We start from the raw sequence: 22,416 nt of genomic DNA, 5'->3' as shown, positions 1-22,416 counted from the left end.
GTCTGCCAGGGCCATCTGCCCGGCAGGCGTCGGGTGTTTGCCCGAGGTCGCTTCATGGTCGAGCGCTGCACAGTCGAACTGTGTCCTTTCCCTGGAGCGCGCAATGAAACATGCAGCAGCAAACGCCCGTCGCCTGAGCTGTGTCCTGGCCCTGGGTTCAACGCTTTCCGTGGCTGCCAATGCAACTGAGCCGCTTGTCGCCGGGATCACCCGCGCAACGGACCTGCGGCTGGTCCCCTCCGCGTCGCGCGATGCGGGTGAAACCACGCCCATCGTCGTGTCTGCACAAGATGCCACCTACATCAAGGTCCATCTGGGCCGGTTCGATCTGCCGCGGGGGGTGACGCTGGAGGTTTCCAGCCCGGACGGAACGCAAGTCCACCGTTACAGCAGCCAGGCTCGTGATGCCCACACCGTTGATGCGGGCCTTGATGAGGACGGTCGCTCCCGGTTCGGTGTGATGTCCATTCACGGCGACACCGCCATCCTGCGCCTGACCGGCACGGCGGAAGAAGCGTGGGACGGCCATCGCGGCGTGCAGGTCGCGCACTACGACGCAGGGTTGCCCCTTGACCAGGTTGCCCGGGCCGCTGCGGCCAGCCCCGCGGCGGGCGCGGCCGCAGGGACGCGCGCGATCTGCGGCGCCAATGACCTGCAGCCGGTCGCGTGCCTGGCAGGAAATGACCGCCAGGCGTACAACGCGGCCAGGCCGGTGGCACGATTGCTGATCGGTGGGCGTTTGCTATGCACCGCGTGGCGGGTGGGCAGCGACAACCGACTCTTCACCAACAACCACTGTTTCAACAGCGCCGCAGGGGTCGCCTCCACGGAGGTCTGGTTCAATCATGAGGCAGCGCGATGTGGCAGCGGGATCCCAGCGGCGGTGACGAAAGTGAGTGGCGCCACCCTGCTGAAAACCGACGCTGCACTCGACTACAGCCTGTTCACGGTCAACCAGTTCGCGACCATCGCACGCTTTGGCCACCTCGGTCTGGATGTCGGCACGCCGCGGCCCGGGCAGGAGATCTTCGTCCCGCAGCATCCTGGCGGTCGCCTGAAAGAGCTGTCGGTCACCAGCGATGCGCAGGGTGGGGGGCGTTGCACGCTCATCAGCACCACGGTGAACAGCGGGCGCGATGCCAGCTACAGCTGCGATACCCAGGGCGGAAGCTCCGGATCGCCTGTCATCGGGCGTGCCAGCAACCGCGTGGTCGCACTTCATCACCTCGCTTGGGGAAACTGCACCAATTCCGGGGCAAGGATCGACCTGATCTGGCCGCAGGTAAAACAGTACTTCAACAACGTCGTGCCGTAGGCACTAGCCGGCACGTCAGCCGAACGCGCGCAGCAGTGCCATGGTGCACGCTGCGTTTGCCACCACGCAGATCCAGAACACCTGCTGGAAGGAAACTTTCCGGTTCTTGTGGCGCAACAGCGACTGGGCAAACAGGGCGCCCGGCCAGCCGCCAAGCAGCGCAAGCACCTGCAACGTGCGCTCCGGCGTACGCTGCTGGGCGCGGGTCGCCGCGCGCTTGTCGCGCCAATAGAGGACGAAGGTCCACACGCTGGCCAGCAGCATCCAGCCAGCCAGCCACTGCGGCAGCCAGCCGGCCACCGTGCAGCCCAGCAGCATCCCGGCCACCAGCAGCGCCAGGGCGGTCCGCAGGCTCAGTGCGGGTGCAGTGGCCGCAGGCTTTGCGCGCTTGCGTGGCGCGGCGCGGCGACTCACAGTTCGCCGAGAAAGCCCCGCACCGCGGGACCGAAACGCTCGAAATCAACCAGGAATGCGTCGTGTCCCTGCGGCGAATCCAAGCCGATGAAGCGTGCTTCGGCGCCACCCGCGCGCAGCCCGTCGGCGATCTGCTGCTGCTGCTGTACCGGGAACAGGATGTCGGTATTCGCACCGATCGCCAGTGCCTTCTCCACCTTGATCCGCGCCAGGCCGGCCAGTACGTCGCCATCACCTTGGTCGGCCAGGTCGAACCAGTCCATCGAGCGGCTGAGGTACAGATAGCAGTTCGGATCGAAGAAGCGGACGAAGCGACGAGCGTGGCCTTCCAGGTAGCTTTCCACCTGGAATTCCAGCCCGAAGGGATCGTCGTCGGCCTGGTCCGAATCCAGCCGCACGCGACCGAAGCGACCATCCCACTCCAGCGCCGAGCGGTAGGTGATCACCCCCAGCTTGCGTGCCATGCGCATGCCCGATTCGGGATAGTGATCGTCATCGTACTGCCCCCCGTTCCACTGCGGATCCAGGCGGATGGCTTCGCGCTGCAGCGAGCGGATGGCGATGGAAAACGGCAGGGCCTGGGCACTGCCTGAAATGTTGACGTGGCTGCGCGCGATGCCCGGATGCAGCAGCAACAACGCCAACGCGGTCATCCCCCCCATCGAGTTGCCGACCAGGCAAGCCAACTGCGTGATGCCCAGTGCACGCACCACCTCGACAGACGCGCGTGCGCCGTCTTCGACCGACAACTCCGGGAACGTCAGGCGATAGGGCTCGCCGGTCGCCGCGTTGATGCTCGCCGGGCCGGTGGAGCCCTTGCAGCTGCCTAGCGAGTTGACGCAGATGACGAACCAGCGCTCGGTATCGATCGGCTTGCCGGGGCCAACCATGCCTTCCCACCAGCCAGCGGCCGGGTTGGCGGTGTTGCTGGCGGCGTGCGCGTCGGGCGAGAGCCCGGTGACGATCAGGATCGCATTGCCGGCATCGGCATCCAGCGTTCCCCAGGTCTCATACGCCACGCGTCCATCGATCAGCGTGCCGCCGCGCTTGAACGGGAAGGGCGAGGGCAGGGCGTGGAACAGCGTGCCGGGCGGAATGAATTCAGTCATGGCCGCATTCTATCCCCAGCGCTGTCGCCGCTGCGCTCTGCGGTAGTGACGGCCGCTGGTCGTCTCGCTGTTGTTCTGGTGTGGGTGGGTGACGACCGTTGGTCGTCACGCTGTTGCTTGCCGCTGCGCTCGCCGAGCATGGCTATGCCGGCCGTCCTGACCGGCACCCTCCGGGCCGTCGCAAGCGACGTTGGCAGCGGCTCCTGCCGCTGCCTTCGGCGCTACCGCAGCGGCAGTGGCAGACGGCCCGATCAGCGCAGCGTGGCCAGCGCCTGTCCCAGCTGCACGGCGTGTTCGGCATCCAGGTGCGGGGCGAAATCGGCCACGCCGGGCGGCAGCAGGACGATCACGGTGGAGCCATAGTTGAACCGCGCCATTTCGGCGAAGCGCTCCAGCGTGATGCCTTGGCCGCGGTAATCCTTGCGCGTGATGCGATCGCCGTAGTGCGGGATCTCCTCGCCACTCCAGACGGTCTCCACGCCGGACACCAGCAGCGCGCCGACCATCACGCTGACCATCGGACCGAAACTGGTATCGAAATGGCAGACCAGCCGCTCGTTGCGGGCGAACAGCCCGGGCACCTTGTTGACCGCCGCCGGGCCCACGCTGAACAATCGACCCGGCACGTGCACGGTTTCGCGCAGGGTGCCGGTCCACGGCATGTGCACGCGGTGGTAGTCCTTAGGCGACAGGTACACCGTGGCGAACAGGCCGTCATTGAACGGCTTCGCATCCTCGGCGCTGCCGAGCAGTTCGGCAGCGGTAAAAGACTGACCCTTGGCCTGGAAGATGCTGCCGCCTTCGATGCGGCCGAGCTGGCTGATGCGGCCGTCCGCAGGCATCACCAGGTTGCGCGGATCGGCATCGGCGACGCGCGAGCCGGGTTTCAACGCCCGGGTGAAGAACTGGTTGAACGTCTTGTAGCTGCGCGGGTCCGGGTCGGCCGCCTCGCCCAGGTTCACCCCGAACTTCGCGGTGACGGTATCGATCAACCACTGCGACACGCGCGGGTTGTCCGAGTACGCCAGCGCGCGCGCCATCGAGGACAGCAGACGGTGGGGCAGGGCGTAGCTCAGGGTGGTCATCAAGCTCATGGGGCGGATTTCTCGGTCAGCTTCTGCAGGTCGCGGGCGATCGCCGGCGCATTGAACGGGGGACGGATGATGCCGGCCAGCCGGCCTTCGGCATCCAGCACGGCCAACGTGGCCGAGTGTTCCATCGTGTAGTCCTCGGGGTCTTCATCGAATGCCTTGCCGGGCACCTTCTGGAACACCAGGCCCAGCGAGGTCGCGAACTTTTCCAGCGACGGCACGTCGCCGGTGGCGGCCAGGGTGTCCTTGTGGAAGGCGTGGACGTATTCGCCGAGCCGGGTGGCGCTGTCGCGCTGCGGGTCGACCGACACGAACAGCACGCGCGGGCGCAGGGTCTCAGGCACCGTCTCCCACTGCTTTTGCGCCTCCGCCAGTTCCAGCAGGGTGGTGGGACAGACATCCGGGCAGAACGTGAAGCCCAGGAAAACCAGGGTCCAGTGGCCCTTGAGCTCGCCGGAGATGAGGCGGGTGCCGTCGGACTGGGCCAGGTTGAAGTCCGGCAGCGGTCGCGGCTGGGGATAGAACGTGATCGCTTCGGTGGCGGGCTGGCCGGTGGGCGCCTTGGGCGCGAACACCTTCTGCGCGGCCAGCAGGCCCAGGCCCGCGGCCAGGGCGATCAGCAGGATGATGCCGACGTTGCGATTGAACATGAGGGCCTGCGCTGCCGAGGGATCGGCCCCCATCATAACGGCAGCGGGGCGGCGGTTTCCCCTGCAACGGATGCCGAGGCAGGCGCCAGACCCTATAATCGGGGGCCAATCTACCCGTCGTACCGCCATGACCGCCGAACCGGCCGCCGAACTCCACACGATCATCGACCTGATCCGCTACGGCACCAGCCGTTTCAACGCCGCAGGCCTGACCTTCGGGCACAGCTACGACAATGCGCTGGATGAAGCGACCCAGCTGGTGCTGCACGGCCTGCACCTGCCGCACGACCTCGGGCCGGCGTACGGGCAGGCGCGCCTGCTGCAGTCGGAAAAGCAGGAGGTGCTGGCGCTGTTCGAGCGTCGTATCGACGAGCGCGTGCCGGCCGCCTACCTGACCGGGGAGGCGTGGTTTGCCGGGCTGAGCTTCAAGAGCGACAGCCGTGCGCTGGTCCCGCGTTCGCCGATCGCCGAGCTGATCGAAACCGGTTTCGAACCTTGGCTGGCTGGCCGCCACGTGGACCGCGCGCTGGACCTGTGCACCGGTTCGGGCTGCATCGCCATCGCCATGGGCCACTACTACCCGAACTGGGAAGTGGACGGCGTGGACCTGAGCGATGATGCGCTGTCGCTGGCCCACGAGAACAAGGAACGCCTGCAGGCACACAACGTGACCCTGCTGAGGTCGGACCTGTTCACCGGCCTGGCCGGGCGCCATTACGACCTGATCGTGACCAATCCGCCGTATGTCACCAATGACGAAACCGACGCCCTCCCGCAGGAGTATTCGTACGAGCCTGAAATGGGCCTGCGCGCCGGCGACGATGGCCTGGAACTGGTGTTGAAGATCCTGCGCGATGCGCCGCTGCACCTGAGCGAAGACGGCCTGCTGATCTGCGAAGTGGGCGAATCCGAACAGCACCTGGTCAAGCTGCTGCCGGAAGTGGACTTTGCCTGGGTGGAGTTCAAGGTCGGCCAGATGGGCATCTTCGCGGTGGAATGCCGTGAGCTGATCGCCCACAGTGCGCGCATCACCGAGCTGGCGGCGCAGCGGCCGTGAGTTCCAATTCGTTCGGCAAGCTGTTCACCGTCACCACCTTCGGCGAGTCGCACGGTCCGGCCATCGGCTGCGTGATCGACGGCTGCCCGCCGGGGTTGGCGCTGGACGCGGCCGAATTCGCCCACGACCTGCAGCGACGCGCCACCGGCAAGAGCCGGCATACGTCCGCGCGCCGCGAGGCCGATGAGGTGGAGATCCTGTCAGGCGTGTACGAGGGCTTGACCACCGGCACCCCGATCGCGCTGCTGATCCGCAATACCGACCAGCGCAGCAAGGATTACGCCAACATCGGCCAGCAGTTCCGCCCGGGCCATGCCGACTACAGCTACTGGCACAAGTACGGCATCCGGGATCCGCGCGGTGGCGGCCGCTCGTCGGCACGTGAAACCACCATGCGCGTGGCGGCCGGCGTGGTCGCCAAGAAGTGGCTGGCCGAGCGCTTCGGGGTGACCGTGCGCGGCTACCTGTCCCAGCTGGGCCAGATCACGCCGAACGGCTTCGACTGGTCGGCGGTGGAAGACAATCCGTTCTTCTGGCCCGACGCCGCGCAGGTGCCGGAGCTGGAGACCTACATGGATGCGCTGCGCAAGTCCGGCGATTCAGTCGGGGCGCGCGTGGACGTGGTGGCCGACAACGTTCCGCCAGGCTGGGGCGAACCGATCTACGGCAAGCTGGATGGCGAACTCGCTTCGGCGCTGATGAGCATCAACGCAGTGAAGGGCGTGGAGATCGGCGACGGCTTTGCCAGCGCCGCCCAGAAGGGCACCGAGCACCGTGACCTGCTGACCCCGCAGGGGTTCGCCAGCAATCATGCCGGTGGCATCCTCGGCGGTATTTCAACCGGGCAGCCGGTGACGGCGTCGATCGTGCTCAAGCCCACCTCCAGCCTGCGCCTGCCCGGCGCCTCGCTGGACAGCGAAGGCAATGTCATCGAAGTGGTGACCACCGGCCGGCATGACCCCTGCGTGGGCATCCGTGCAGCGCCGATCGCCGAGGCCATGATGGCGCTGGTGCTGATGGACCAGGCGCTGCGCCACCGCGCGCAGTGTGGCGATGTCGGCAGCATCACCCCGCGCATCCCGGGCCACATCGATGGCTGATGCGCGCCCCGTCGTCTGGGTCAGCCAGCCGCTCATCGATGCGGTGATCGAGCCGCTGCGTGCGCAGGTCGAGCTGGTCACCACCGACGAGGTGACCACGTGGACGCCGGAGCAGCTGGCAGAACGGCTGGTGGGCGTCGATGGTGCCATCATCACCCTCAACGAACGTATCGGCGCGGCCCAGCTGGCCGCTGCTGATCGCCTGCAGGTGATCGCCAACGTCGGCGTGGGCTACAACAATCTGGATGTCGATGCGCTGAGCGCAGCCGGCATCCTGGCCAGCAACACCCCGGACGTACTGACCGAGACCACCGCGGACATGGGCTTTGCCCTGTTGATGGCTGCGGCGCGCCGGATCACCGAATCCGAACGCTGGCTGCGCGACGGCCAGTGGGGCCAGTGGTCGTTCCAGACCATGCTGGGCGCGGACATCCATGGCAGCACGCTGGGCATCCTGGGCATGGGCCGCATCGGGCAGGGCATCGCCCGGCGCGGTGCGCACGGCTTCGGCATGCGCGTGCTGTACCACAACCGCTCGCGGCTTCCGGCTGCGACCGAAGCGGACGTCGGCGCGCAGTATGCCGAGCTTGATGCTCTGCTGGCGCAGAGTGACCACCTGGTGCTGGTGCTGCCGTACACGGCAGCCTCGCACCATCTGATCGATGCGGCCGCACTGGCGAAGATGAAGCCCACCGCGACGCTGGTGAACATCGCCCGCGGCGGCATCGTCGACGAGCTGGCGCTGGCCGATGCACTGGCCCACGGCAGGCTGGCGGCGGCCGGGCTGGATGTCTACGAAGGCGAGCCGCAGGTGCGTCCGGAGCTGCTGGCGCTGCGCAACGTGGTACTGACACCGCATATCGGCAGCGCCTCGCTGGGTACCCGCAAGGCGATGGTGCAGCTGGCGGTGGACAACCTGCTGGCCGCGCTGGGCATGGCCGGTGAAGCGACGCGCATGCCAAGCGCGATCAATGCCGACGCGGCGCTGGCCGTGCGCGCTGCTTCGGGCGATAAAAGCAAAAAACGATAGGGAGCCTCCGCGCCTGCACGAGGAGGTTCCCCGAACCCGGCCGCATTGCGTGAACCCCCTCCTTTTTTGAGAATGCCCCATGAGTACCGAACAACGTTCCTTCCATGTCGCCGTCGTCGGCGCCACCGGTGCGGTCGGCGAAACCATGCTGTCGATCCTGGCCGAGCGTGACTTCCCGGTCGGCACGCTGACCCTGCTCGCCTCCTCGCGCTCGGCCGGCGGCGAAGTCGAGTTCAACGGCCAGAAGCACATCATCAAGGACCTCGCCGACTTCGATCCGACCGGCGTGGACATCGCGTTGTTCTCCGCCGGTGGCAGCGTGTCCAAGGAATACGCGCCGAAGTTCGCCGCCGCCGGTGCGGTGGTGATCGACAACTCCTCGGCGTTCCGTTACGACGATGACGTGCCGCTGGTGGTCTCCGAGGTCAATCCAGACCAGGTCGCCAACCGTCCGCGCGGGATCATCGCCAACCCGAACTGCTCCACCATGCAGATGCTGGTCGCGCTGGCGCCGCTGCATCGCCGTTACGGCATCGAGCGGATCAACGTGGCGACCTACCAGTCGGTGTCCGGCGGCGGACGGTCGGCGCTGGAAGAGCTGGGCAAGCAGACCGGCCAGCTGCTCAGCTTCCAGGAAATCGACCCGCAGCGTTTCCCGGTGCAGATCGCCTTCAACCTGATCCCGCACATCGACGACTTCCTGGACAACGGCTTCACCAAGGAAGAGATGAAGCTGGTCTGGGAAACCCAGAAGATCCTCGGCGACAGCAGCATCCTGGTGAACCCCACGGCGGTGCGCGTGCCGGTGTTCTATGGCCACTCCGAAGCGGTGGCGATCGAAACCCGCGACAAGGTCACCGCCGGCGAGGCGCGTGAACTGCTTGCGCAGTCGCCGGGCGTGGAAGTGGTGGATCGCCACGAAGCGGGCGGCTATCCGACCCCGGTCACCCACGCCTCGGGCACTGATGCGGTGTACGTCGGCCGCATCCGCGAAGACCTTTCGCACCCGCGCGGCCTGAACCTGTGGATCGTCTCGGACAACATCCGCAAGGGCGCTGCACTCAATGCGGTGCAGTTGGCCGAGCTGGTCGCCGCCGAACCGCGTTGAGCAGGCGGGGGGCGTGCCGGTCACGACCCCCCACTTTGTGGCGGCCAGCCGTTATATTGGCCGCCATGAACAACGGGGCCCGCGGCGTCATGCGACCGCTCAAGTATCTTTCCACCCTCCTGCTGGCGCTCGCCAGCAGCTCGGCGATGGCGCTGGGGCTGGGTGACATCCGTGTGCTGTCCCGTCCCGGGCAGCCGCTGGTAGCTGAAATTCCGATCATTTCCGCCGATCCGTCCGAACTGCAGAACCTGCGGGTCGGGCTGGCTTCGCCGGTGACGTTCGAACGCGTGGGCCTGCAGCGCCCGACCGGCCTGGTCAGTGAACTGCAGTTCGAACTCACCCGTACCGCACAGGGACGGGCGGTGGTGCGCGTCACCTCGGCTTCGCCGGTGGAAACCCCCGCGCTGGCGTTCCTGATCGAGGCCGACTGGGGCCAGGGCAGGCTGGTGCGTGAGTATTCGGCGTTGATGGACGCACCGACCAGCGCGGTTGCACTGAGCGAGCCGGAGATCGAGGCGCCGGCCGGCGCGATGTCCAATGCGATCATCCGCGAGCCGCAGGCCGCACCGGCGCAGTCGCCGCCGGAAACCTCGACTGCAGCCGCTGCACCTGCCCCTGCAGCGCGCACCGCCAGCACGGCTGCACCACGCGCGCCGGTGCCCGAGGCCACCGTCGCTGCCGGCGATATCGCGGTGCGGCAGGGGCAGACCCTTTCGCAGATTGCACAGTCGCTGGCCGTCGGCCAGCAGATCAGCCGCGAACGCGCGATGATCGCCCTGCTGCGGGCCAATCCGGAAGCCTTCATCCGCGGCAACATCAACCTGCTCAAGCAGGGTGCGGTGCTGCGCGTGCCCGATGCGGCCTCGCTGGCCGCCGTTGATGGCAGCGAGGCGGCAGCGATGGTGAGGGAGCATGCTGCGCAGTGGCGGCAGTCGCGCACCATTCCGCAGCCGGCCGCGGCTGATTCGAATGTTGTGGCCGCCACGCCGGCTCCCGCCGCAGCGGCGGCCCGCGGCACCGGCGCGCGTCTTGAAATCGCTCCGGCGGTGGCGGCTGCCGCTGCCACGGCTGGCTCAACCACCGGCACCGGTGATGGCAACGAGGGTGACATGCTCGGCAACGAACAACTGCGTCAGGCAAGGGAAGACGTCGCCACGCGCGATGCCGAGATCGATGAACTCAAGCAACGCGTCGCGGATCTGGAAAAGCTGAAAGCGCAGCAGCAGGCGCTGGTCAGCCTGAAGGACACCGAGATCGCGGCCGCACAGGCGCGCTTGGCAGAGGCCCCACAGCAGGCGTCCAGCGGCCCTTGGTTCTGGCTGGCGCTGCCGTTGTTGCTGCTGGTGGCCGTGGGCTGGTGGCTGTCGCGTCGCCGCAAACCCTCGCCACTGCCGCCGCTGCGCCGTGACGACCACGACGACAGCGCGCTGTCGGCCGCCGTCCCGGCCGGTGCCGGGCTGGATGTGCTGGCCGAGCGCGCGGGGTGGGAGCAGGAGCCTCGGGAACAGGCCGACGCCGAGACCGACGCCGGCAGGGTGGTCGACGTGCTGCCCGATGCGCACATCGAAAGCCGCACCGACACCGGCATTGCCGGCGAAGCGCCGGTGCATTTCGATCTGGAACCACCGGCCAGCGTTTCGACCGCGGCGCCGCCTGCCGAGGAACCCTTGCTGGAGGCAGAACCGGTCGTTGACCCGGTGCCCGCCTACGCCCGCCATGCCGAGCAGCAGGAGGCCTTCCGCGGCGTCTTCGAGCTTCCCGCCGGGGACGCGCCGGTGGCGCCGGAGATGTCGGACGATGCAGCGACGCACGCCCCCGACGCGATCGCCGCCGCGCCAGCGCATGCCGGTGGCCATGACCGCCTCGAACTGGCCATCGCCTATCTGGACCTGGGGGATGCGCAGACTGCGCGCTCACTGCTGGAAGAGGTGGCCCGCAGCGATGATCCCCATCTGCAGGCGCAGGCGCGCGAACTGTTGGCGCGCCTCGGCTGACCCCTGGGCTGTACGGAGTATCGACCATGCAACGCGACCATCGCATCGACTACATCGAATTCGCTTCGCAGGATCCGGCGGCGAGTCGCGCGTTCTTCCAGGCCGTGTTCGGCTGGCAGTTCCAGGATTACGGCCCGGACTACACCGCCTTCGATGACGGGCGGCTGCAGGGCGGCTTCTATCGTGCCGCGCCGGTGTCCACCGACACCGCAGGCGCGCCGCTGGTGGTGCTGTATGCCGACCAGCTGCAGCCGGTGATCGAGGCAGTCCTCGCTGCGGGCGGTGAGCTGCTCAAGCCGGTCTTTTCGTTTCCGGGGGGCAGCCGGTTCCACTTCCGCGAGCCCGGCGGCAACGCGCTGGCGGTATGGTCCGAGCGCGATCCAGCCGGCTGACGCCGGCACCGGCGGCCGGCTTGGCGTCTTTTCACAGATTCAGAGGTAGCAGCATGCGTTACGCCTTGGGCGTGGAGTACGACGGCAGCGATTACAAGGGCTGGCAGAATCTCGGCGAAGCCGGCCCGAGCGTGCAGGCCAGCCTGGAAAAGGCGCTGTCGTCGGTCGCCGATTCGCCAGTACGCGTGGTCTGCGCCGGCCGTACCGATGCAGGCGTGCATGGTCAGTGCCAGGTCGTGCATTTCGATACCGATGCCGTGCGCGAACCGCGCGGCTGGACCCTGGGCACCACCGCGCGGCTGCCCAGGTCGATCGCGGTGCGCTGGTGCACGCCGGTCGCCGATGACTTCCATGCGCGCTTTTCCGCACGCGCACGACGCTATCGCTACCGTCTGTTGAACCGTTCGATACGACCGGCGCTGCAGCGGCAGACGCTCAGCTGGGAGCGGCGCCCGCTGGATGCCGGGCTGATGCACCAGGCCGGGCAGGCGCTGCTCGGCGAGAACGACTTCAGCGCCTTCCGCAGCATCCAGTGCGAAGCGTTGCACGCGCGTCGCCAGATGCAGTCGGTCAGCGTGCTGCGCAACGAGGAGGTGATCGAAGTGTCGGTGCAGGCCAATGCATTCCTTCATCACATGGTTCGCAATATCGTGGGTTCGCTGATCCTGGTGGGCAGCGGGGAGCGTCCGGTCGAGTGGATCGGTGAGCTGCTGGCCGGCCAGGACCGTACCGTCGCCGGGCCCACTGCACCCCCTCAGGGCCTGGTGTTCCTGGGCCCGTTGTACCCCGACAACTGGCACCTGCCTGCCGAGGTCACCCTATGAGCCGCTCCTACTACCGTACCCGCATCAAGTTCTGTGGCATGACCCGCGCCGGCGATGTCCGCCTGGCCGGCGAGCTCGGCGTGGATGCGGTGGGCTTCATCTTCGCCCGCGAGAGCAAGCGCCGCGTGGCGCCCGCCGAAGCACGTGCGATGCGCCAGGCGATCGCGCCGATGGTCGATGTGGTGGCCCTGTTCCGTGACAACACGCGTGAGGAAGTGCGTGAAGTGCTGCGCACCGTGCGTCCTACGCTGCTGCAGTTCCACGGCGATGAAGACGAGGGTTTCTGCCGCGGCTTCAACATGCCCTACCTGAAGGCCATCGCGATGGGCGGCCGCGAAGAGGTCAACGCACGCACCCTGCAGCTGCGCTACCCCAGTGCGGCCGGTTTCCTGTTCGACAGCCATGCGCCGGGCGGCGGCGGCGGGACCGGCGTTGCCTTCGATTGGACGCGCATTCCGAGCGGCCTGCACCGACCCTTCCTGCTCGCCGGCGGGCTGACCCCGGAAAACATCTTCGACGCGGCCGTGGCGACCCTGCCGTGGGGCGTGGATGTGTCCAGCGGGATCGAATCCGAGCCGGGCATCAAGGACGGTTACCTGATGCGCAAGTTCGTCGAAGAAGTCCGTCGCGCGGACTGCGCAAGTCTCGATTGAGCGCACCCTGCTGCCGGTTTACCGATCAGCAAGTTCGGCCTTCAGCCAGGCCACCAACGCATCGACACGCGGATCCGCACGGGCAGCCTGCCGCGCCAGCACCCAGGCGCCGGCGGTGGCGGTGAATCCCCACGGCGCGATCAGTCGCCCGCCTGCCACATCATCGGCAACCAGGGGTTCCGGCGCGATCGCCACGCCCAGTCCCGCCACCGCCGCTTCCAGCAGGTAATACAGGTGTTCGAAGCCCTGGCCTCGCCGTAGCGCGCGCGCGTCCAGCGCATGCGCAGCGGCCCAGGCCGGCCATGCCTGCGGCCGCGAGGTGGTATGCAGCAGTTCCTCGGGCAGCAATGCGGACGCCGGCCGACCCTGCAGGCGTGCCGCTGCCGGGTGTTGTGGGGAGAGCACCGCGCCGACCCGTTCCGGTGCCAGTTCGATCACCTCCCAGCCGTTCGGCCACGGCGGTTCAGCCAGCAGCAGCACGGCATCCAGCCGTGCCTGGGCTTCGCTGAAGCTGCCGTCCAGCGCCGACCAGTGGACGTTGAGCGCGGGCAGGGCGGCCTGCAACCGCGGCAATCGCGGGATCATCCAGCGCGCCAGCACGCTGCTGCTGCAGCCAAGCACCAGGGCGTCGTGCAGGGCCGGGCGATGCAGCTGGTCCACTGCGGCGTGCAACCGTCCAAACGCATCCTTGCAGGCGGCCTGCAGGGTCTGGCCGCTGGCGGTCAGGCGCAGGCCGCGCCCGTCGCGCTCGAACAACGCCAGGCCGAGATCTGCCTCCAGCAGCTTGATCTGCCGGCTGATCGCGCCGTGGGTGACATGCAGGGCCTGCGCTGCGCGTCCGACGCCGCCCAGCCGGGCCGTCGCTTCAAAGGCGCGCAGGGCATTGAGTGGGGGCAGCGGGCGCGTTGTCATGTGAGAAATACTGACATGATGTGGCGGAAATATCGATATTCCCCGTGCAACCCGTGCGCTAGAGTGGCGGTCCACCTGCTCGACCCGGTTGCCCTCATGTCGCTCCCCCCGATTCCTGACTTCCATGCCTATCCCGATGCCAACGGGCATTTCGGGCGTTACGGTGGCAGCTTCGTCGCCGAGACCCTGGTCGGACCGCTGCAGGAGCTTGCCGCGGCCTACGACCAGGCGCGCAAGGATCCGGCCTTCATCGCCGAATACGACCACGACCTGGCCCATTACGTGGGCCGACCCAGCCCGATCTACCATGCGCGGCGGCTCAGCGACCACGTCGGCGGCGCGCAGATCCTGCTCAAGCGCGAGGACCTGAACCACACCGGCGCGCACAAGATCAACAACACCATCGGCCAGGCGCTGCTGGCCTCGCGGATGGGCAAGAAGCGCATCATCGCCGAGACCGGCGCTGGCCAGCACGGCGTGGCCAGCGCGACGGTGGCCGCACGCCTGGGCCTGGAATGCGTGGTGTACATGGGCGCCACCGACATCGAACGGCAGAAGATCAACGTCTATCGGATGAAGCTGCTGGGCGCGACCGTGGTGCCGGTGACGTCGGGTTCGGCGACGCTGAAGGATGCCCTCAACGAAGCGATGCGCGATTGGGTCACCAACGTGCAGGACACCTTCTACATCATCGGCACCGTGGCCGGCCCGGATCCGTATCCGCGCATGGTGCGCGATTTCAACGCCATCGTCGGCCGTGAAGCACGCGAACAGATGCTGCTGGAATACGGCCGCCTGCCCGATGCGATCACCGCCTGCGTGGGCGGAGGCAGCAATGCCATCGGCCTGTTCCATGCGTTCCTGAATGACCGCGAGGTGCAGATCTTCGGCGCCGAAGCGGCCGGTGATGGCATCGAGACCGGGCGCCATGCCGCCTCCATCGCGGCAGGCCGCCCGGGTGTGCTGCACGGCAACCGCACCTATGTGCTGTGCGATGACGATGGCCAGATCATCGAGACCCATTCGGTGTCCGCTGGCCTGGATTACCCGGGCGTCGGGCCGGAGCACGCGTTCCTGGCCGACAGCGGCCGCGCCACGTATCTCGGCATCACCGATGAGGAGGCCCTGCAGGCCTTCCACCTGCTGTCGCGTACCGAGGGCATCCTGGCTGCGCTGGAGTCCAGCCATGCGCTGGCGCAGGCGATCAAGCTGGCCCGTGAGCGTCCGCGCGACCAGCTGGTGCTGTGCAACCTGTCCGGCCGCGGTGACAAGGACGTGCATACCATCGCCGCGCGCGAAGGCCTGATCCTGTGATGTCTGCCATCCCTGTATTGATCCAAGGACGTGCCTGAAATGCCTGTATCCCGACTTGATGCCCGTTTCCAGCGGCTGCGTGATGCGCAGCGCAAGGCGCTGATTCCCTTCATCACCGCCGGCGATCCGTCGCTGGAGGCCACCGTCCCGGTGATGCACGCGCTGGTCGAGGCCGGCGCCGACGTGCTGGAACTGGGCGTGCCGTTTTCCGATCCGATGGCCGATGGCCCGACCATCCAGCGCAGTTCGGAGCGCGCGCTGGCGCGCGGCGCCGGGCTGCGTTACGTGCTGCAGGCGGTGGCCGAGTTCCGCAGCCGCGACACTGAAACGCCGGTGGTGCTGATGGGCTACCTGAACCCGGTGGAGATCCACGGTTATGCCCGCTTCGCCACTGAGGCCGTTGCCGCTGGCGTGGACGGGATCCTGCTGGTCGACCTGCCACCGGAAGAAGCGGGGGAGGCCAACGCAGCGTTCGACGCGGCGGGCCTGGCGCTGGTGCTGCTGGCCTCGCCGACCACCAGCGATGCACGTGCCGATACGCTGCTGGGCTTGGCGCGCGGTTATCTCTATTACGTGAGTTTCGCCGGTGTTACCGGGGCATCGGACCTGCTCGACCATGAGGCGGCGGGGGCCCGCCTGCAGGCGCTGCGCGACCGGGCCAGCGTGCCGGTGGTGGCCGGGTTCGGGATCAAGGATGCGGCCAGTGCGGCGTCGATGGCGCGCCAGGCCGATGGCGTGGTGGTGGGCAGTGCGTTGGTGTCGGTGTTGGCGCAGGCGACCACGGTGGAGGAAGCGGTGCAGGCGGCGGGGGCGTTCCTGGCGCCGCTGCGGCAAGCGTTGGATGCTTGAGGCGTCTGCAGGGCTAGCGGGGCGGTGGGGCGGGGCGGCCGTGCAGGACACGCCGTGAACCCGTCCTTGGGGGCTCGCTGTTGCCATCCATGGCAACAGACGGTCCTGCACAGCCACCCCGCCCCACCTTCGACAGGTTCCTGATGGCCTTGGTAGCGCCGACCCATGGTCGGCGGATCATGGCGGCGGGGTGGTGGATGGCGTGGTTTTGCTGCAAACGTACGCCGGGGCACGGTTTTATGGGGGTGCACGGGTGGGGAAGGGCTGAGCTAGACTGTCGGCCTTTGCGGCCTTCGGGCCGCCCTGAACGGAAGTAGCAACCCGCATGAGTTGGCTCAGCAAGTTGATGCCGTCGGGCATCCGCACCGACAACGTCCCCAACAAGAAGCGCAGCGTGCCCGAAGGCCTGTGGGAGAAGTGCAGCAGCTGCGGCAGCGCGCTCTATGGCCCGGAGCTGGAAAAGAACCTGGAGGTCTGCCCCAACTGCGGGCACCACATGGCGATCCGCGCGCGTGCGCGGCTGGCTTCGCTGTTCGACGCCGACAGCATGACCGAGATCGCCGCGCGGCTGGGTCCGAATGATCTGCTGAAGTTCAAGGACCAGAAGAAGTACGCCGAGCGCATCAAGATCGCGCAGAAGAACACTGGCGAGTACGACGCGCTGATCGCCATGCGCGGCCTGCTCAAGGGCCGTCCGCTGGTCGCGTCCTCGTTCGATTTCGCCTTCATGGGCGGCTCGATGGGTTCGGTGGTCGGCGAGCGTTTCGCGCTGGCTGCGGAAACCGCGCTGGAGATCGGTGCACCCTACATCTGCTTCTCCGCCAGCGGCGGGGCGCGCATGCAGGAAGGGCTGTTCTCGCTGATGCAGATGGCCAAGACCTCTGCGGCGCTGGGCAAGCTGCGCGCTGCCGGCCTGCCGTATATTTCGGTGCTGACCCATCCCACCACCGGTGGCGTGTCGGCATCGTTCGCGATGCTCGGCGACATCAACATCGCCGAGCCGCAGGCACTGATCGGTTTTGCCGGTCCGCGCGTGATCGAGCAGACCGTGCGCGAGAAACTGCCGGAAGGCTTCCAGCGCTCGGAGTTCCTGCTCGAACACGGTGCCATCGACCAGATCTGTGATCGTCGCGAGCTGCGCGACCGGCTCTCCGAGCTTCTGGCGATGATGCGCCGCGAACCTGCGCCGACGGAGGCTTGATGGGAACGCGCAAGTATTTCGGCACCGACGGTATCCGTGGCCGGGTCGGCCAGGGCGTGATCTCGGCTGATTTCGTACTGCGGCTGGGCAATGCGTTCGGCCGCGTGCTGCTGGCCCAGCAGGCGGCGGGCAACCGTCGCCCGATCGTCGTCATCGGCAAGGACACGCGCATTTCCGGTTACATGTTCGAAGCGGCGCTGGAAGCCGGGCTGGTTGCTGCGGGCGTAGACGTGCAGTTGCTGGGGCCGATGCCCACGCCGGCTGTTGCCTTCCTGACCCGAACGCTGGGGGCGGACGCCGGCATCGTGATCAGCGCCTCGCACAACCCGCATCATGACAACGGCATCAAGTTCTTTTCCGCCCAGGGCGAGAAGCTGGACGATGCCACCGAACTGGCGCTGGAAGCGGGCATCGATGAGCCGTTCACCACCGCCGAATCGGAAAAGCTGGGCAAGGCGATGCGTGCGCGCGAGGCGATCGGCCGCTACATCGAATTCTGCAAGGCCAGCGTGCCGCGCGACTTCGACCTGCGCGGCGTCCGGCTGGTGCTGGATTGCGCGCATGGCGCGACGTACCACATTGCACCGCTGCTGTTCCGCGAGCTGGGGGCGGAGGTGATCGCCATCGGCGCGGCGCCGGACGGGGTCAACATCAACGACGGCGTCGGCTCGACCCACATCGACAACCTGGCGGCCAAGGTGCGCGAAACCGGTGCCGACCTGGGCATTGCCTTCGACGGTGACGGTGACCGGGTGCTGATGGCCGACGACCAGGGCAACCCGGTCGATGGCGATGACCTGCTGTTCATCCTGGCCCGCGCCTGGCAGGCCGATGGCCGCCTGCGCGGTCCCGTGGTGGGCACGCTGATGACCAACTTCGGGCTGGAACAGGCGCTGGAAAAGCTGCAGATTCCGTTCGTGCGCAGCAACGTCGGCGACCGCTACGTGCACCAGGCGCTGGTGGAAGGCGGCGGCGTGCTCGGCGGTGAAGCGTCGGGGCATCTTCTGTGCCTGGATCGCGCCACCACCGGCGATGCCATCGTCAGTGCGCTGCAGGTGCTGGTTGAACTGCGCCGCAGCGGGCAGAGCCTGCGTGAGGCCCTGCAGCCGCTGTCCCGGGTGCCGCAGAAGACGGTCAATGTGCGGCTCGGCAACGTGTCGGCCAAGGCCACCGTGCAGGCCGCAAGCGTGCAGCAGGCGCTGGTGCAGGCGCAGCAGGCGGTCGCCGGCAGGGGCCGCGCGTTCCTGCGCCCGTCCGGCACCGAGCCGGTGGTGCGGGTGACCGTGGAGGCCGACGAGGCTACGCTGATGCAGGAAACGCTGGATCGTTTGTCCGATGCAGTGAAGGCCGCCGCTGCGGCCTGACCCCGTTCCGCGGCGCCGCCGGGCATCGGCGGCGCGCGCGGAGTGCGCAGGATGTGCCTCAGCGGCGGCGGAAGCGGGTCAGTTCGTCCCAGGCTTCGCGCAGGCCGGCGCTGTCCGGCTGCTGCACGGGCAGCGGCAGGTAGTCCGGCCCCAGTGCCGTGCTGTTGCCGAATTTGTCGAACACATAGGTATCCGGACCCTGGCGGATGCCACGCTGCGACCAGCTTTCCACCAGCAGCGAACGCGGTGCCATCGGTGCCGGTGCCAGCAGGTCCTGGCCGGTGCTGAAGTCTTCCAGCGGGTTTTCGCAGCCCAGGGCATGCCGCATCAGCGTCGGCACCCAGTCCTCATGCGAACTGATGCGCGCCTGCCGCGATGCCGTCATTCCCGGCCAATGCAGCACGAACGGCACCTGCAGTTGGAAGTCGGAGAAATTGCCGTTGTGGCCCCAGTAGTTCAGGCCGAGGTCGTTGAATTCTTCGGCGTGGTCGCCGGTGACCAGCACGATGGTGTTGTCCTCCACGCCGGCTTCGCGCAGTGACTGCAACAACTGGCTGACCAGGCTGTCCGCATAGTGGACGGCGGTGCGGTAGCGATTGCGCTCCGGGGTGGCATCGTGGTCCTGGTCCAGCGCCAGGAAGTTGATGTCCTGGGCCATCGGCGTGTCCAGCGCAGGGTAACCCTTGGGCAGGTGGTACGGCGCATGCGTGGCATCGAGGAAGGCGAAGCCGAACCACGGCGTGCCGGAGGGGGTCGCGGTGATTTCCGCACGCAGCGTGTCGACCACGTGGCGGTCACGTTCGGCGACGCTGAGTGCCGCCGGTGCGGTCTGCAGCAGCTCCCGTACGTCGGCGAAGGCGGTGCGGTCGAACTCCGGGCTGTACAGCGGCGCGCTGCCATGCAGGTACATCGCATAGCCCTGCTGCTTGAGCACGTCGAACAGGACCGAGCCGCGCTGCTCGGCCAGCATCGGCTGCCAGTAGCCGCCTGGCAGGCCGTACAGCAGGCCGAACAGGCCGAAACGGGTGGCGTTGCCGGTGCTGTAATGGCGGTCGAACACCTGCGATTGCCGGGCCAGCGCCCAGGTGCCGGGCATCGTCTGTGGATCCAGTGCGTCGGCGCGCAGCGATTCCAGCACTACCACCAGCACGTTCGGTCGCCGGTGGCTCTGGCAACGCAGCGGGGCGCTCGGGTAGGCCAGTTCACTGAGCTTCGGATCGGTCAGTGCGGCGGCGCGATCGACCACCGGCACGCCCATCGCACGCATCTGCCGCTTGGCCGTGATCGGCTGCGCCCAAGGCAGGTAGGCCCACTGGCTGATCACCGCGCGTTCGCCGCGTGCGTCGTAGTAGGCCGTGGCGATCTGGCCTGCGGTCATCAGCACGGCCGCTGCCGTCCACCCGGCCAGCACCCAGGCGCGACGCGGACGCATTGGCAGCAGCCGCCAGCAGCCCCAGGCCAGCAGCGCCTGGGCAGCGAACACCGCCGCGACCACGCCGGCAACCTGCAGCCAGTTGCTCCAGGACAGGCTGACCTGGTCCTGCATGGCGCCGCCGAACACCATGTTCAGCACCATCGCATTGAGGTGGAAGCGATACAGCGCGAAGACCTTGGCATCCACCAGCAGCAGGCACAGCCAAAGGCCCTGCATGACCACCGCCGTGATCGTGAGCGGCCGCGCGCTGCGCGTCCACAGGCCTGCCAGCAGCGCCGGCAGCATCACCAGCGCGCCGAAGGCAAGGAAATGACCGGGTACGGCCAGGGTCAGGTACAGCTTGCCGAGCATTCCGCCGGGATTGGACATCCATGGGATGTTGGCCGCGCTGATGCCGATCGCCAGCACAGCGCCCACGGCGGTCATCAAGCTCGCCCATGCAAGGCGCTGCCACTGCGGGAATGAGGTGGGGGAAGAGGGGCGTGCAGGCATCGAGGGGTTCATCGTGCAGGGGAGGGCAGCACGCAGGCGTCTGTCGTGGAGGGGGCGCATTGTATCGGCTTGTATCGCTGCGCCGATGGCCGCTGCCGGAAGGCGACGCTCAGGGGCCGGGGGGCAGGCCCTTGCGACGGGCCTTGAAGCCGTTGAACAGGGGAGCCAGTGCCGGCAGGTAGCTGCAGGCAATGCGCCTGCGCAGCCACGAAGCCGGGCGGTCGCGCACGGCGAAGCGATAGATGTGCCCGGCGTCGCCCCCGATGCGGTTGCGACCGAACGGGTGCGTCGTATGCAGGTAACGGAATCCATGCGCGCGGGCGATCTTTACGTGGTCCGCGTCGAAGTCGCCGTAGGGCCAGCACAGTGTGTCCGAGACGCTGCCCAGTTCCTGCTGAAGCACCTGGCGTGCTTTGGCCAGATCGGCATCCAGCCCGCTTCTGCGCTGGCTGCGGTCCAGGTCCGCGCGCTGCAGCCAGCGCGTGTGCGAGTGCGTGTGGCAATGCACTTCGAAGGTGCCGGCGGCGATGGCCGCGCGTGCCTCGTCCCAGCGCATCATCACCTGGTCGGCCTGCCCTTGGCGGAATATCGCATCTTCGCATCCACGATGGTCCGGCGTGGCGGGCAGCAATGCGCCGGAGTGACCCGCGTGCGGACGTACCGATCCCTGGCCCATCCAGCCGGTGACGACGAAGACCACGGCATGCATGCCATGTGCCTGCAGGATCGGGTGGGCGTACACCCAGTTGTCCAGATAACCGTCGTCGAAGGTGATGACGATGGACTTGCGCGGGACCGGCTTGCCCACCAGGAAGCCGGCGTACTGATCCAGTGTCAATGACGTCCAGCCGGTGTCGGCGAGCCATGCGATCTGGCTTTCGAAGTTCGCCGGGGACACGGTGATCATCCCCGGCGAAGGGCTGACATGATGGTGCATCAACACCGGCACGCTGTGGGCCTTACGCATGTCCAAGTTCCTCCAACCATTGGTAGTAGCAGGCTTCCGTCGCGCGGCAGTGCCCGACGGGGCTGAATCGTTCGTCGCGGCGCATCCAGTCCCAGCCGGCACGGCCCATCTGCCTGCGCAGCCCCGGCTGCTCGACCAGGCGTTGCAGGGCCATGGTCAATGCGGCTGGATCACCCGGCTCGACCAGCAGCGCGTTGGAACCCTCGCGCACCATCTCCGGTACGCCGCCAACGCGCGTGGCCACGATGGGCACGCCGACGAAGGCGGCCTCCAGGAACACGGTGCCGGCCGCCTCTTTGTGCGTGGCCAGGGCAAACACGTCCAGTCCTGCCATCAGGCGCTGCGCGTCGGAACGGTGACCCAGCAGATGCACCTGCCGCTGCAGCCCCAGCCGCTGGCTGGCGGTGCGCAGTTCGGTCATGACCGGCTCGCCATCGCCGATCACCACCAGGTGAAGCGAGGGATGGGCGTGGCAGAGCGGCGCGATGGCGTGCAGCAGGTCCATGTGGCCCTTCGGGCGACGAAGCACTGCGACGCAGCCGACCACCACATCACCGGCGACGAATCCAAGCTCGGCCCGCACCCGGGCGCGGGTATCCTGCAGGCACTGCCAAGGATCCGGTCCGCGTACACCCTGCCATTGCGGTGGAATCGCGATGGGCGGTACCACGCCGATGCGCCCCTCCTGGATGCCCCGCGCGACCAGCTGCTGCTTCACGAAACGGCTGACGGTCAGCACGCGGTGGGGCAGGCCGGTGTAGGTCAGCAGCGAGTTCACCGGACTCATCAGGTGGCGCGAGCGCACCACCAGCGGCGCGCGCGCCAGGCGTGCCCCGGCCGCGGCGATAAGGGCGTCGCGGCGGCTGGTCGTGTTCACTACGTCGAAGCGATGCGACCTTACCAGCGCGGCTACCCGGTCGATGCCCCGCAGCAGCCGGAGCAACCCGCCCATCCGCAGCCGGTGCACGATGAATCCATTGGCTTGCGCCAATGCGCCCAGGCGGGCGCCTGGCTGGCATAACAGCGAGACATCATGGCCGCGCGCCCGCATCGCGATCATGTGGCGGAAGATGTAGATCTCCTGGCCACCCAGGCCCATCGCCGCTTCGGTATGCAGAATGCGCAGGGGACGTTGCATGTGAAGC

21 protein-coding genes are annotated in these 22,416 nt (G+C 67.7%); 13 read left to right on the top strand and 8 right to left on the bottom strand.

Translation table 11 applies throughout. From position 1 onward, the window contains the following. Nucleotides 1–103: 103 nt before the first annotated feature. Entirely contained in the window at nucleotides 104–1,315 is a 1,212-nt protein-coding gene (locus tag SOM47_RS06545) for a trypsin-like serine peptidase (protein WP_320505124.1), read from the top strand. Between the two features lie 15 nt (nucleotides 1,316–1,330). On the opposite strand, the gene SOM47_RS06540 is transcribed toward SOM47_RS06545, so the two are convergent. From SOM47_RS06540 to SOM47_RS06525, 4 genes are all read right to left on the bottom strand, one after another. Beyond that, nucleotides 1,331–1,729, bottom strand: a complete 399-nt coding sequence (locus SOM47_RS06540) for a DUF1294 domain-containing protein (RefSeq protein ID WP_414715773.1) — start codon at nucleotides 1,727–1,729, stop codon at nucleotides 1,331–1,333. After that, nucleotides 1,726–2,838 (bottom strand): homoserine O-acetyltransferase MetX, encoded by a 1,113-nt coding sequence (gene metX / locus SOM47_RS06535; RefSeq protein WP_320505123.1) that lies wholly within the window; start codon nucleotides 2,836–2,838, stop codon nucleotides 1,726–1,728. The genes SOM47_RS06540 and metX overlap by 4 nt, the downstream gene beginning before the upstream one ends. A gap of 251 nt (nucleotides 2,839–3,089) precedes the next feature. Continuing rightward, nucleotides 3,090–3,932, bottom strand: a complete 843-nt coding sequence (gene asd, locus SOM47_RS06530; protein ID WP_192083281.1) for an archaetidylserine decarboxylase — start codon at nucleotides 3,930–3,932, stop codon at nucleotides 3,090–3,092. Next, entirely contained in the window at nucleotides 3,929–4,579 is a 651-nt protein-coding gene (locus SOM47_RS06525; RefSeq protein ID WP_042614091.1) for an SCO family protein, read from the bottom strand. Before SOM47_RS06525 ends, asd begins: the two co-directional genes overlap by 4 nt. Nucleotides 4,580–4,706: 127 nt before the next feature. Here SOM47_RS06525 and prmB point away from each other — a divergent pair, with 127 nt between their 5' ends. The 8 genes from prmB to SOM47_RS06485 all read left to right on the top strand — a co-directional run bounded on the left by prmB (nucleotide 4,707) and on the right by SOM47_RS06485 (nucleotide 12,737). Further along, nucleotides 4,707–5,636 (top strand): 50S ribosomal protein L3 N(5)-glutamine methyltransferase, encoded by a 930-nt coding sequence (prmB, locus tag SOM47_RS06520; protein ID WP_320505122.1) that lies wholly within the window; start codon nucleotides 4,707–4,709, stop codon nucleotides 5,634–5,636. Continuing rightward, entirely contained in the window at nucleotides 5,633–6,736 is a 1,104-nt protein-coding gene (aroC, locus tag SOM47_RS06515; RefSeq protein WP_320505121.1) for a chorismate synthase, read from the top strand. The genes prmB and aroC overlap by 4 nt, the downstream gene beginning before the upstream one ends. Beyond that, nucleotides 6,729–7,766, top strand: a complete 1,038-nt coding sequence (locus SOM47_RS06510) for a 2-hydroxyacid dehydrogenase (protein WP_320505120.1) — start codon at nucleotides 6,729–6,731, stop codon at nucleotides 7,764–7,766. The genes aroC and SOM47_RS06510 overlap by 8 nt, the downstream gene beginning before the upstream one ends. Nucleotides 7,767–7,845: 79 nt before the next feature. Continuing rightward, the gene (locus tag SOM47_RS06505; RefSeq protein ID WP_320505119.1) at nucleotides 7,846–8,874 is read left to right on the top strand and encodes an aspartate-semialdehyde dehydrogenase; all 1,029 of its coding nucleotides are present in this window, start codon (nucleotides 7,846–7,848) and stop codon (nucleotides 8,872–8,874) included. A 65-nt stretch (nucleotides 8,875–8,939) separates the two neighbouring features. Next, a complete protein-coding gene (locus SOM47_RS06500; protein WP_320505118.1) occupies nucleotides 8,940–10,868 on the top strand; it encodes a type IV pilus assembly protein FimV in 1,929 nt (642 codons plus the stop codon). A 26-nt stretch (nucleotides 10,869–10,894) separates the two neighbouring features. Continuing rightward, on the top strand, nucleotides 10,895–11,260 hold the full coding sequence (locus tag SOM47_RS06495; protein ID WP_042614044.1) for a VOC family protein: 366 nt from the start codon (nucleotides 10,895–10,897) through the stop codon (nucleotides 11,258–11,260). 53 nt (nucleotides 11,261–11,313) lie between these two features. Continuing rightward, nucleotides 11,314–12,084 (top strand): tRNA pseudouridine(38-40) synthase TruA, encoded by a 771-nt coding sequence (truA, locus tag SOM47_RS06490; RefSeq protein WP_320505117.1) that lies wholly within the window; start codon nucleotides 11,314–11,316, stop codon nucleotides 12,082–12,084. After that, the gene (locus SOM47_RS06485; protein WP_042614042.1) at nucleotides 12,081–12,737 is read left to right on the top strand and encodes a phosphoribosylanthranilate isomerase; all 657 of its coding nucleotides are present in this window, start codon (nucleotides 12,081–12,083) and stop codon (nucleotides 12,735–12,737) included. Before truA ends, SOM47_RS06485 begins: the two co-directional genes overlap by 4 nt. A gap of 18 nt (nucleotides 12,738–12,755) precedes the next feature. On the opposite strand, the gene SOM47_RS06480 is transcribed toward SOM47_RS06485, so the two are convergent. Continuing rightward, nucleotides 12,756–13,649 (bottom strand): LysR family transcriptional regulator, encoded by an 894-nt coding sequence (locus SOM47_RS06480; RefSeq protein ID WP_320505116.1) that lies wholly within the window; start codon nucleotides 13,647–13,649, stop codon nucleotides 12,756–12,758. Nucleotides 13,650–13,745: 96 nt separating this feature from the next. Between SOM47_RS06480 and trpB the strand changes: the two genes are divergently transcribed. From trpB to glmM, 4 genes are all read left to right on the top strand, one after another. Beyond that, on the top strand, nucleotides 13,746–14,963 hold the full coding sequence (gene trpB / locus SOM47_RS06475; RefSeq protein WP_057687222.1) for a tryptophan synthase subunit beta: 1,218 nt from the start codon (nucleotides 13,746–13,748) through the stop codon (nucleotides 14,961–14,963). Between the two features lie 39 nt (nucleotides 14,964–15,002). Beyond that, complete coding sequence (trpA, locus tag SOM47_RS06470) at nucleotides 15,003–15,812, top strand: tryptophan synthase subunit alpha (protein ID WP_320505115.1); 810 nt, start codon at nucleotides 15,003–15,005, stop codon at nucleotides 15,810–15,812. A 325-nt stretch (nucleotides 15,813–16,137) separates the two neighbouring features. Beyond that, the gene (gene accD / locus SOM47_RS06465) at nucleotides 16,138–17,013 is read left to right on the top strand and encodes an acetyl-CoA carboxylase, carboxyltransferase subunit beta (protein ID WP_042615364.1); all 876 of its coding nucleotides are present in this window, start codon (nucleotides 16,138–16,140) and stop codon (nucleotides 17,011–17,013) included. Then, a complete protein-coding gene (glmM, locus tag SOM47_RS06460) occupies nucleotides 17,013–18,377 on the top strand; it encodes a phosphoglucosamine mutase (RefSeq protein WP_042615365.1) in 1,365 nt (454 codons plus the stop codon). The genes accD and glmM overlap by 1 nt, the downstream gene beginning before the upstream one ends. 58 nt (nucleotides 18,378–18,435) lie before the next feature. On the opposite strand, the gene SOM47_RS06455 is transcribed toward glmM, so the two are convergent. The 3 genes from SOM47_RS06455 to SOM47_RS06445 form a co-directional block, all read right to left on the bottom strand. Beyond that, on the bottom strand, nucleotides 18,436–20,316 hold the full coding sequence (locus tag SOM47_RS06455; protein WP_320505315.1) for a DUF3413 domain-containing protein: 1,881 nt from the start codon (nucleotides 20,314–20,316) through the stop codon (nucleotides 18,436–18,438). Between the two features lie 97 nt (nucleotides 20,317–20,413). Next, nucleotides 20,414–21,271 (bottom strand): polysaccharide deacetylase family protein, encoded by an 858-nt coding sequence (locus tag SOM47_RS06450; RefSeq protein ID WP_320505114.1) that lies wholly within the window; start codon nucleotides 21,269–21,271, stop codon nucleotides 20,414–20,416. After that, nucleotides 21,264–22,409 carry a glycosyltransferase family 4 protein gene (locus SOM47_RS06445; protein ID WP_320505113.1) on the bottom strand — a complete coding sequence of 382 codons (1,146 nt, stop codon included), beginning with the start codon at nucleotides 22,407–22,409 and terminating at the stop codon, nucleotides 21,264–21,266. Before SOM47_RS06445 ends, SOM47_RS06450 begins: the two co-directional genes overlap by 8 nt. Between the last annotated feature and the right edge of the window lie 7 nt (nucleotides 22,410–22,416).

This window comes from Stenotrophomonas sp. CFBP8980 (assembly GCF_034046095.1).
Taxonomy (GTDB): domain Bacteria; phylum Pseudomonadota; class Gammaproteobacteria; order Xanthomonadales; family Xanthomonadaceae; genus Stenotrophomonas; species Stenotrophomonas lacuserhaii.
This window is presented reverse-complemented; position numbering and strand designations above follow the sequence as displayed.